The sequence below is a fragment of the Bacillus sanguinis genome (genome assembly GCF_018332475.1).
GTDB classification, from domain to species: domain Bacteria; phylum Bacillota; class Bacilli; order Bacillales; family Bacillaceae_G; genus Bacillus_A; species Bacillus_A sanguinis.
Map to the genome: position 1 here is coordinate 33,682 of NZ_BOQB01000190.1, position 10,219 is coordinate 43,900.

The window sequence follows — 10,219 nt, forward strand, 5'->3', positions numbered from 1 at the left end:
TTCACTATGCCTGTCCCTCAAAATTATAAAAAACAAGGAAGAGTTTCGGCAAAATCACTCGTTTTAAATCAACTACAAGATTGGATTATTGAAGGTATACTGCAACCTGATGAAAAGATTAATGATGGGGAATTGGCTGAAGCACTAGGAGTAAGCAGAACACCTGTAAGAGAAGCACTTCAAATATTAGAGCTTTCTGGATTAGTGGAAATGGTACCTGGGCAAAAAACAAAAATTGCTCCTATTAAGTTAGACGACATTCCGATCATTTATGAAACGATGGCTGGTCTTCACTCTATTATAGGAAAGCAAGCACTTCAAAACATTACAGACGCTGATTTAAAACTACTTTCTGAAATAAATGATGATTTTCAGCGCTCTATAGAGAAGAAAAACGCAAAACAAGCGTTACAACTAGATATACAATTTCACAATACAATTTCTTCTATTGCCAAAAACCAATATATTGAACCATTTCTAGAAAATATGCAACTTCACGTTTTACGTCTTGAATACTTGTTTTTCCAAAACTTTGTTCCAGCAAGTCAATCTATTGAAGAACATCACTCTATCATTCAAGCACTGCAAAAACAGGACGAAAAACAAATGGAACAAATGATGTCTCAAAACTGGCTCCGTCCAATGAAAGAGATACAGAAAATAATTTCTATGAAATAAGAATAGAGCTGGTTACACAAAATCGTAACCAGCTCACCTTTTACTAATCTATATAGTTATGCCTGAATATCTGCATATTCTTCCATATCTTCGTACTCTTTTTCCAATTCCTCTAAAGACAGCTCGTATAATTGTCGGTCGCGAATCTTAAACACACCTGCTCCAATTAACTCATCAATTAAATGCCTCTTACGATTTTCAACAGCAAAACGGAGTTGACTACTCATCTTTTAAAAAACTCCTTTCTACGATCATTGAAAATGATAATCTTTATCAATTACCACTTCTGATTATAAAAGATGACTCTTTATAAGTAAAGTAATTTCATGAAATATTTACCTTACAAAGTATTTGTGGCCACATTATATATATGTATGCCCCGCGAAAAATGTTATGACACTTTTTCTTATCCTTTTTCTTTCATACTTTGCAAGTTGTCTCACTATGATTAAATTCACCATCTATTTCTACTTGAATGGTGACATGTTCTACATGAAACTTCTCCTTCAATACATCCGTAGCCTCTTTTAATACACTTTGCGTTTCATTACCTTTAATAATCAGATGGCAAGTTAATACTTGAAAATCAGATGTGACAGACCATATGTGCAAATCATGAACTTCTTTTACAATCGTAATATTTAATAATGTATTTTTTACCTCTTCAACATTTATGTGCTGTGGTGCACCTTCCATTAATATATGGACTGTATCACGTGTTACACGCCATCCACTAACAATGACTAAAATAGACACAAGAATACTAGCAATCGCATCTGCAGCAGTCCATCCGAAAAATTTAATACATAGCGCTGCAATAATCGCTCCGACTGATCCTAATAAATCGCCTAATACGTGTAGGAAAGCACTCCTTAAATTCAAATTACCTTTCACATCTCCGCCTCTCATTAATATCCAAGCTGATAAAATATTAATAAGCAGACCAAGTACAGCAATAATGAGCATCCCATTACTAGCAATCTCAACTGGTTCTTTAAAACGGCGAATCGCTTCAATAAAAATGTATACTGAAATGACAATAAGAACGACACCGTTACATAATGCCGCTAACATTTCGACTCGCTTATACCCGTATGTTTTCGCAGCTGTTGCTGTTTTTTCTCCAAGCTTAAACGCAAGTAAACTTAAAGCTAAAGATACCGCATCACTTAACATATGCCCCGCGTCAGATAGTAGTGCTAAACTGTTTGTTACAAATCCGCCAATTACTTCAGCAATCATAAAACTTGTTGTTAGTACGAAAGCAATTAGTAACGCCTTTTTATTGTTAGAATGACCGTGATCATGTGAATGTCCCATACGAATGCTCCTTTAAGTGCAATATCTGTATGTTAGTATGAAACAAACTCCCCCTCTTTATCCCATATTAGCTGCCGTTAAACGCCCACTTCCTCTATATACACACTTCGCTACTTTTTAAACAATCCCTTTTTCTCAAATAAAAACAAGACTACTTCTTTTTTATTTTCATATTGTTTACTAATGACAGATTTTTTAAGGAGGTTACGAAAATGAAACGGTTATTTCTCTGTATGGAGCGTGAACTTGTTGTAGTGAAAGAACAATATGGTAACTATGAAGCAACGTATCACTTACAAAATATGCAACCTACCTGTATCGCCGTTGATCCATTCCAACAAAACCGTGTATATTGCGGAACATTTGGACGAGGTCTCTGGTTAAGTGACGATAGCGGAGAGTCCTGGAGACCAATTGGAGATTCTTATCGTTACTTTGATTTTCCAAAAGAAGATGGTATTTTACATTCTTCGATCACTTCCATTACGATAAGCCCTAATGAACAAGTTAACGGCTATGGCGTCGTTTATGTCGGCACAGAACCGAGCGCTTTATTCCGCTCAGAAAATGGCGGTGAAACGTGGATGGAACTGAAAAATATGAAATCATTATTATCTTCTTATACGTGGGCTTTCCCGCCTAGACCTTTTACTCATCACGTACGGTGGATTACAGTGGATCCACAGAATCCGAATACAATCCATGTTTCAATTGAAGCTGGTGCTGTTATTCAAAGTAACGATAAAGGCCATACATGGATTGATAAAAAATTCGGTGCTCCTATCGATGCTCATCAATTACTTATGCACCCTGAAGCCCCAAATCGCCTTTATGCATCATGTGGTGACGGCTTTATGGGCGGACCTGATCGCGCGTATCTTGAAAGCTATAACAGTGGAAACAGCTGGATTTCATGTAGTGACGGACTTGAACATCATTATTTATACAGCATGGCTATCGATCCAGCTAATTGCGATACGCTTCTCGTTTCTGCTGCACCGAGTGCTGATCTCGCTCATCACCGTATTCCTTATGAATCTTATATATATCGTAAAACGAAAGATACTCCTTTCAAGCAAGTACAACAAGGACTACCCTCTGCCATTGGTACAGTCATTTCGATGTTTGCGACAAATCCAGCAGAACCACATACATTTTACACTTTAAATAACAACGGTGTGTTTCAATCCAATGATAGCGGTGAATCGTGGGAACAACTAAACATCCCGTGGAAAGATGAGTATAAAACGCAGCATCCGCATGCTTTACTTGTTACTACTCCTTAACGAAAAAAGACTGCCTAATGTTTTTAGGCAGTTTCTCTTTTATTTCTTTAAATCAATAACGATATCATCTAAAACAATATCTTTCTTTTTCGCTTCTTTATTCGGCACTTCAATTTTCTTCTCAATTCCATTAATAAATTCCACTCCACCATGATTTTCAGGTGTATGAACTCGCAAGTGTACACGAGGTGTAACGATAAGCTTTGTTGCATTTTCGTTTAACTTTTGGAATGTAGCACTCCAGCTACTTTTATGTGGCTCTGCTACTGTACTACTTCCGCCATTTCCTTCACCAGCATAATGATTTCCTAAATCATCTTTTATTTCTAACTCAACATCCGCACTATCCCATATACTTCTTAATGCCTTAGATTCTTCCTGATTGAAAAAAACGATAAATGACATCGGGGTTACTTCCATTTTGTCTATATTTACTTTTATTAATTCATTTTCAGAAACCTTATTAACTTTTACTTCCTTACTATCCATTGCTTTTAAACTAAGCGCGAAATTCCAGTTCCCCTTTATTACATTACCTTCATAATCCAACTCAATTGCCTCTATATCCCACCAAACATTTGCAACATCTAATCTTTCACTACCATGACCACTCATCGTAGTCATACCTACATATTTCCCCTCTCCAACTTTTGTAACGTTCGAACTACCTCCTCCGCCATCAAAGCCCATAACTTGCGGACTTCCAAATGGGAACGGTTTCTCTCCTAAATCTTTTTCGCTCTCAATAGAATATGTGATTGTAATAGTTCTACCATCGAACACAGCATCATTAATTGTAACCTTAACCCCATTACTCTCTCTCGTCATATTCAACTCAGTCGAAAACTCTTTATAATTTTCATATAACCCTGTTCTACCATTATCTAAAAATCGGAATATGTCCCCTACTATTGGTAATCCTCCAGCGTATGTCGGAAATCCGATGCCAAGCATGGCAACCGATACGCCGACTAAAATAGATGCAGCAGCGACGCCTTTTTTCCAACTTCTCATCTTTTTCTTCGTACGTATCGATTGTTTTACATTACGCTTTACTTTTTCTTTTTCAATTTCAGAAGTCTCAATTTCCTTAAGTTCTTTTTCATCTATATCAATATCATTTAATAATTCATAAATGTCTTTCATATTGCACTACCTCCAAAATTAATATTCGTAGCATTTTGTTGTAGTTTCTTTTTTCCCCGGTACACCCGGTTATCTATGGCTGCTCGGGTTAATCCTAACTTGTCACCTATTTCCTCTGTTTTCATACCGAGTAGATATTTCATAATGAACACTTTTTGATCTAACGGTTCTAATTGATTAATAAGCTTCAATAATTCTTCTCTATCTTCCATAACGATTAATTCATCTTCAGCTGATTTTTCCGTACTGATATGAAACTCATCTGAAATAATTTCTACTTTTTTAGTCGCTTTTCGGTAATAATCAATTGCCTTAAATTTCGCGATTGCTGCAATCCACTTTTTAAAATCATTCGGCTCTCCATGAAATTTATTTGCGTTATTCCAAATGGAAAGAAATATATCGTTTACACATTCCTCTATCAATCCATCATTTTGAATTGGAAGAAGAACTTTATGTGTTATCCCCTTTATGAGTGGTAAGTATGTATCGACAACAAATTCTAGCGCATCTTCTTTTTGCCGTTGTAATCTTTTTATAAAATTTTTCTCATTTGATTTCATGTAGCGATTCCCCTTATTTTTTTGTAAAAGCTTTTACACCCTATATAACGTCTTACAAAAAATTTTCTCTCATCTTTTTTATTTTTTGTATGTTATGGAATAATTCCCCTTAGACATTGTCTCACATAACTAAGTATTACAAGAAAATTTTCTCAAGTCTGCCCTTCAATTCATGTAGTACACTATTTATATAGTTACTCTTTAACCTGATGTATATTTTATTTCATTAATCTACTTTTCAACATTTTAAATTAGGAGATGAGATGTGTATGTGTGGAATTACAGGTTGGGTAGACTGGAAAGAAAACCTTTCAAATCAACATGTTATTTTAGAAAAGATGGCAAATAGTATTGGGCACCGTGGTCCTGATGCTGAAGGATTTTGGTTTTCACCTCGTGCGGCCTTTGCACACCGACGTTTAATTGTTATTGATCCAGAAGGCGGGACGCAGCCGAAGACATTTCGTGCTGGTGATTATACGTATGCTCTTACTTATAATGGAGAAATTTATAATTTCCGTGAACTGAGAGAACAACTAAGGAAATGTGGTCATGCATTTGAAACGCATTCAGATACAGAAGTGTTACTACATGCTTATTTAGAATGGAAAGAAGATTGCGTACAACATTTAAACGGAATTTTCGCTTTCGCCTTATGGGATGATCAGAAGCAACAATTGTTTTTAGCACGTGATCATTTAGGCGTAAAACCACTCTTTTATACAGAAAGAAATGACAGCATTATTTTCGGATCTGAAATAAAAGCATTATTAGCTCATCCATCTGTCCCTGCTGAAATTGATGCGGACGGCCTAAACGAAATATTTGGATTGGGCTTATTTCGAACTCCAGGATGCGGCGTCTTTAAACATATTCAAGAAGTGCGTGCTGGACATTCTATAACGTTTACACGTGATAAAAAAGTAGTTACGAAGTATTGGAACTTAGAAAGTAAGATTCATACAGACTCAATCGAAGATACATCCTCGCATATTTTATCTATTTTACAAGATACAGTAAAAAGACAATTAATTGCCGATGTTCCTCTCGTCTGTATGTTATCAGGAGGATTAGATTCAAGCGGTATTACTGCACTAGCTGGGAAAGAATTTGCTGCTGAAAATAAAACACTTCATACGTATTCCGTTGACTTTGTAAATAGCGCAAAAGATTTCGAGCTGACATTTGCTCGCACTGGTTTAGACGCTCCGTGGGTAAAACGTGTTTCTGAACATGTAGGGACATCGCATCATGACATTATTGTGAATGCTGAAGAATTAGCAAATCACTTATTCGTTCCCCTTCGTGCAAAAGATTTACCGAGTGCCGGTGAAATGGAAACTTCACTATATTTACTATTTTGCGAAATGAAAAAAGATGCAACTGTAGCTTTATCTGGAGAATCTGCTGATGAAGTATTCGGCGGGTATCCTTGGTTTCACCAAGAAGAATTACTATATGTAGATAAGTTTCCGTGGCTAACAAATTGGAAAAATACATCCCCTCTTCTACTAAATGAAGTGAATAACCAATGTAACTTAGAAAACTATATTGATACACGATTCCAAGAAGCGATACTTGAAGTACCTATTCTTAAAGGCGAGAGTAAAAAATCCGCGAAACAACGTCAAATGTTTTATTTATTTTTAACGAGATTTCTCCCGTTCTTACTTGACCGTAAAGACCGTATGAGTATGGCTGTAGGATTTGAAGTTCGCGTACCGTTTTGCGATTATCGATTAGTGGAATATTTATGGAACGTTCCTTTCAACATAAAAAGCATTGATAATATTGAAAAAGGCATTTTACGTAGAGCACTGAAGCCTGCTTTGCCTGACGATGTACGCAATAGAAGAAAAAGTGCTTACCCAACTTCACAAGACCCACATTATTTACAAACAATCCGTCATTTGTCACTCGACATGTGCAGTAATAAAAACAATCCTATTTTCTCACTTATTAATCATTCCACATTACTTTCGATTGCCGATGGAAGCAATAAAGAAATTAATAATTTTGAAGCAAGAAGTGCTATGGAATACATGCTTCAAGTAAATGAATGGTTAAAAACATATCACATCCATATTGCTTAACAAAAAGGAGTTCAAGGATAAAAAACCTTGAACTCCTTTCATATCAATTAGCGCATCGTTTATTTTCAGTATCAATGGACCATCCAATAATTGTGGCACAATCTCTACCTTTCCACTGTAGTACATTTGTTAATACTGGCTCAATCTGCAAGCTATTTCCGTCGTGCAATATTTCTACTAAAGATTGATCATCATCAAACTTTCGTTTATCACATTCTAAAATACCGTCCGTTGCCATTACGATGTGATTCATTCCTTTTTCTAATCCTCTTACACCTGACGTAAAGCAAGGTGTATTTGCTGCGAAAATATTTTTCCTACCAATATATTCGTAATTCTTCCGTTTATTTAATCGCCCTTTACCATTCTTCGTTTTCTCAGAATGGAATAAATATGCGAAGCAATCACCAACTGATAGCCAGTATAAAAATTCGCCTTTTCGCAAACAAATTAAACATGCAAGTTCCTCATCATCTTGATCACATTTTTCAATAAACAACTCATCTGTAAATAATGCTAATAAGTACATATGTGTATGATGAAAAGCTAAATGTATCGGGTAGGAAAATAACTCTTTTAGTTTTTCTTTTCTTTCTGAAATTGCTTCTATTATATAATCAATATTTTTTGTTTTGTGGTGTGTATCAAAAATCATAACAAATTCAAATTGTAATTCAGGATCCCACCAAGCAAGCACCGCATCTCCTCTTTCATATGCATCACTTTCTTGATTTCCACCATATACGCCGACTGAAAGAGGACCACATTTTTCAACATGTATTTCATCTACATACATCTGTTCATGACTCATCCATTTGAATGTATTCACAGCTATCATCCTCTCTCTTGCTAAATGTATACCTTTACACATAGATTACCTTATATTTCAATAAAAATAAACTTTTCCAACATTTTTTATCCAAATAAAAGGATTTTATTTCTAATCTAACGAATATATCTTATTATACGATATAAAAAATAGGGGGATTCATCATTATGAAAGACATCAATCAACATTGGGAGAGCATTTATTATCACTTACGATATGAGTATGAAGACAACATTTCTCACCAAGCCATTCGTATTTTACAACTCGTCTCTCGTGAGAAAGATATAACAATTGGAACAGTCGCTACTGAGCTTACTCTCTCTCATAACACAGCGTCTGAACACGTAAAGCGTCTTATTCAAAAAGGATTTATTATGAAAGAAAGAAACAAACAAGATGAAAGGGTTGTGAACCTTACATTAACGAAAGAAGGCATTGAAGGATTAGAAAAGCATACTTTACTAGATAAAGAAAAGATAAAAATATTAGAATCTCAGTTATCAAAAGAAGAACAACAATTAATCGAAAAAGCCTTTTCGTTATTAGCGAAGGAGGCAAAATATGCATTTCCTCGTTAAAGTACTCGTTTCAGCACTTATTATCGGCGTTATTACTGAAGTCGCTAAACATTATAGTACGATAGGCGGCTTTATTGCTGCTCTTCCTCTCGTTAGTTTACTGAGCCTATTTTGGATTTCTTTCGAAGGTGGGAACAAACAAGAATTAAGTCAATTTGCTATAGGCGTATTATATGGATTTCCTGCATCCGCACTACTATTATTTATCGTCTATATCGGTTTGAAAAATTCGTTTTCACTTAGTACATCTGTCCTATTCGGTATAGGAATTTGGTGCATTATTTTTGCTTGTCAAAAACTATTTCAAGCTTAGTTAGGAGGGTTTATTATTTATAAACTTGTAGAGGTATTGGGGCAAACTATAGAAGTATATATAAAAGGGAGTAGTAAACAAACGGTAGTCATTCAAACCGGAATGACTTGCTCATTTTATGATTGGCTCCCTATTATAGAAAAGCTTTCACAACATTTTACAGTCGTTTCCTACCATCGCCCAGGCTACGGAAAAAGTGAACTAGGGAATCATTCACGTACTACAAAACAAGCAACAAAAGAACTTCATACGTTACTACAAAAACTGGATATTCACGAGCCAATCATTCTAATCGGTCATTCCTACGGAGGGTTATGTGCACAACATTTTGCGATGCTACATGAAGATAAGATACAAGCACTTATTTTAGTTGATTCTACTTCTATGAACTTACACCGATTAGATGAACTTCATTTACCAATTTCTGATCAAACGGATTCGGATGATATGTGGCTTCAAAAATATAATACATACTCCAAAATGGATGTAGACATGCTTTCTAATGAGCTAAAACCTATACTAGCCAATCAATCAAGACAGTACATTGAATTTTCTACCTCTCCTTCATTATATAAAGCGACAGCTTCTGAACTATCGGAATGGAAAAACTGTGCTCTTTCACTAAAAGAGCTATATAAAACATTAGAAATACCATTAATCGTTATTGGTAGAGACCCTCAATATTCTATTACTCAGTTGACTGAAAGCGGCATGCCAAAAGAGGAAGCGACACAACTTGAATCAATGTGGCAAGAACTGATTCATGAACAATTACAACTTTCAATACATAGCCAATATATACTTGCCGAACGTGCTGGTCACGGAATCGAAATTGATCGACCAGATATTATTATTGAGTCAATCCAATCTCTATAAATAAAAAAAGGAAGCAACTAAAGCTGCTTCCTTACTTATCTATTCATAATCTTCTTCATCATCGATTTCTTCGTAATACGAATTCCCATTACTTACATATATAGGGCCATTCGCAACGTCAATACGTAATACCCATGCCCATGGCACAGCTAAACGCTTATGTATTGCTCGCCAAAAGCTCATTGATTTTCTTTCGTACTCCTGGAACTCCTGAAGTAACTCTTTGTAGGAGGAACCGTCTAACTGAATATTTGCTTCTAGCAAACGAGAATGGGCATAGTACTGCAGCTCTAGTTCAGCAGCAATTTCCATTTCTTCTTCCGTTGCCATACCAATAATTGTTCCATCTGCTGGTGCAATTTCATATACGTTGTGAACTTCAATAAGCCCTTCTTTCTCTTTCTCAAACATGTAAACAGCCTCCTTTAACACATAATTTTTATGTTACAAAGTCATACTTCTACAATAACTTCTCTCTTTCCTCTTTTTTTGATAAACTTTTACAAATTATTTATCTCGCATTAACGGGCAGTAAGA

The 10,219-nt window shown here is 35.5% G+C and carries 12 protein-coding genes; 6 read left to right on the plus strand and 6 right to left on the minus strand.

Annotated elements, in window-relative coordinates; genetic code table 11:
• Nucleotides 1-6: 6 nt before the first annotated feature.
• On the plus strand, nucleotides 7-678 hold the full coding sequence (locus tag KI369_RS19850) for a GntR family transcriptional regulator (RefSeq protein ID WP_212957095.1): 672 nt from the start codon (nucleotides 7-9) through the stop codon (nucleotides 676-678).
• A gap of 56 nt (nucleotides 679-734) precedes the next feature.
• On the opposite strand, the gene fbpA is transcribed toward KI369_RS19850, so the two are convergent.
• Both fbpA and KI369_RS19860 read right to left on the minus strand, forming a co-directional pair.
• A complete protein-coding gene (fbpA, locus tag KI369_RS19855; RefSeq protein ID WP_000098304.1) occupies nucleotides 735-905 on the minus strand; it encodes a Fur-regulated basic protein FbpA in 171 nt (56 codons plus the stop codon).
• A gap of 193 nt (nucleotides 906-1,098) precedes the next feature.
• Nucleotides 1,099-1,998 carry a cation diffusion facilitator family transporter gene (locus tag KI369_RS19860; protein ID WP_212957096.1) on the minus strand — a complete coding sequence of 300 codons (900 nt, stop codon included), beginning with the start codon at nucleotides 1,996-1,998 and terminating at the stop codon, nucleotides 1,099-1,101.
• A gap of 212 nt (nucleotides 1,999-2,210) precedes the next feature.
• On the opposite strand from KI369_RS19860, the gene KI369_RS19865 reads away from it, so the two are divergent.
• Complete coding sequence (locus KI369_RS19865) at nucleotides 2,211-3,284, plus strand: WD40/YVTN/BNR-like repeat-containing protein (protein WP_212957097.1); 1,074 nt, start codon at nucleotides 2,211-2,213, stop codon at nucleotides 3,282-3,284.
• A 39-nt stretch (nucleotides 3,285-3,323) separates the two neighbouring features.
• Here the strand turns inward: KI369_RS19865 and KI369_RS19870 are convergent, their stop codons facing one another.
• Nucleotides 3,324-4,430 (minus strand): DUF4179 domain-containing protein, encoded by a 1,107-nt coding sequence (locus tag KI369_RS19870; RefSeq protein ID WP_212957098.1) that lies wholly within the window; start codon nucleotides 4,428-4,430, stop codon nucleotides 3,324-3,326.
• On the minus strand, nucleotides 4,427-4,993 hold the full coding sequence (locus tag KI369_RS19875) for a sigma-70 family RNA polymerase sigma factor (RefSeq protein WP_212957099.1): 567 nt from the start codon (nucleotides 4,991-4,993) through the stop codon (nucleotides 4,427-4,429). The genes KI369_RS19870 and KI369_RS19875 overlap by 4 nt, the downstream gene beginning before the upstream one ends.
• A 269-nt stretch (nucleotides 4,994-5,262) precedes the next feature.
• Between KI369_RS19875 and asnB the strand changes: the two genes are divergently transcribed.
• Nucleotides 5,263-7,086: an asparagine synthase (glutamine-hydrolyzing) gene (asnB, locus tag KI369_RS19880; protein WP_212957100.1), complete on the plus strand. Its 1,824-nt coding sequence runs from the start codon at nucleotides 5,263-5,265 to the stop codon at nucleotides 7,084-7,086.
• Nucleotides 7,087-7,129: 43 nt separating this feature from the next.
• On the opposite strand, the gene KI369_RS19885 is transcribed toward asnB, so the two are convergent.
• On the minus strand, nucleotides 7,130-7,957 hold the full coding sequence (locus KI369_RS19885; protein WP_212957101.1) for a PP2C family serine/threonine-protein phosphatase: 828 nt from the start codon (nucleotides 7,955-7,957) through the stop codon (nucleotides 7,130-7,132).
• Nucleotides 7,958-8,082: 125 nt separating this feature from the next.
• Between KI369_RS19885 and KI369_RS19890 the strand changes: the two genes are divergently transcribed.
• Genes KI369_RS19890 through KI369_RS19900 form a run of 3 tightly spaced genes read left to right on the plus strand, consistent with a single transcriptional unit; the run spans nucleotide 8,083 to nucleotide 9,682 of the window.
• Nucleotides 8,083-8,493: a MarR family winged helix-turn-helix transcriptional regulator gene (locus KI369_RS19890; RefSeq protein WP_212957102.1), complete on the plus strand. Its 411-nt coding sequence runs from the start codon at nucleotides 8,083-8,085 to the stop codon at nucleotides 8,491-8,493.
• Nucleotides 8,477-8,806 carry a DUF3147 family protein gene (locus KI369_RS19895; RefSeq protein WP_212957103.1) on the plus strand — a complete coding sequence of 110 codons (330 nt, stop codon included), beginning with the start codon at nucleotides 8,477-8,479 and terminating at the stop codon, nucleotides 8,804-8,806. The genes KI369_RS19890 and KI369_RS19895 overlap by 17 nt, the downstream gene beginning before the upstream one ends.
• A 36-nt stretch (nucleotides 8,807-8,842) precedes the next feature.
• Entirely contained in the window at nucleotides 8,843-9,682 is an 840-nt protein-coding gene (locus KI369_RS19900; protein ID WP_212957104.1) for an alpha/beta fold hydrolase, read from the plus strand.
• Between the two features lie 39 nt (nucleotides 9,683-9,721).
• Here KI369_RS19900 and KI369_RS19905 read toward each other — a convergent pair whose 3' ends face one another.
• Nucleotides 9,722-10,093, minus strand: a complete 372-nt coding sequence (locus KI369_RS19905) for a hypothetical protein (protein ID WP_000461767.1) — start codon at nucleotides 10,091-10,093, stop codon at nucleotides 9,722-9,724.
• Nucleotides 10,094-10,219 lie beyond the last annotated feature (126 nt).

Coding starts and splice junctions, on each gene's coding strand:
- KI369_RS19890 (WP_212957102.1), top strand. CDS start 8,083: ATGAAAGACATCAATCAACATTGGGAGAGCATTTATTATCACTTACGA.
- KI369_RS19850 (WP_212957095.1), top strand. CDS start 7: ATGCCTGTCCCTCAAAATTATAAAAAACAAGGAAGAGTTTCGGCAAAA.
- asnB (WP_212957100.1), top strand. CDS start 5,263: ATGTGTGGAATTACAGGTTGGGTAGACTGGAAAGAAAACCTTTCAAAT.
- KI369_RS19870 (WP_212957098.1), bottom strand. CDS start 4,430: ATGAAAGACATTTATGAATTATTAAATGATATTGATATAGATGAAAAA.
- KI369_RS19895 (WP_212957103.1), top strand. CDS start 8,477: ATGCATTTCCTCGTTAAAGTACTCGTTTCAGCACTTATTATCGGCGTT.
- KI369_RS19860 (WP_212957096.1), bottom strand. CDS start 1,998: ATGGGACATTCACATGATCACGGTCATTCTAACAATAAAAAGGCGTTA.
- KI369_RS19885 (WP_212957101.1), bottom strand. CDS start 7,957: ATGTGTAAAGGTATACATTTAGCAAGAGAGAGGATGATAGCTGTGAAT.
- KI369_RS19875 (WP_212957099.1), bottom strand. CDS start 4,993: ATGAAATCAAATGAGAAAAATTTTATAAAAAGATTACAACGGCAAAAA.
- KI369_RS19905 (WP_000461767.1), bottom strand. CDS start 10,093: ATGTTTGAGAAAGAGAAAGAAGGGCTTATTGAAGTTCACAACGTATAT.
- fbpA (WP_000098304.1), bottom strand. CDS start 905: ATGAGTAGTCAACTCCGTTTTGCTGTTGAAAATCGTAAGAGGCATTTA.
- KI369_RS19865 (WP_212957097.1), top strand. CDS start 2,211: ATGAAACGGTTATTTCTCTGTATGGAGCGTGAACTTGTTGTAGTGAAA.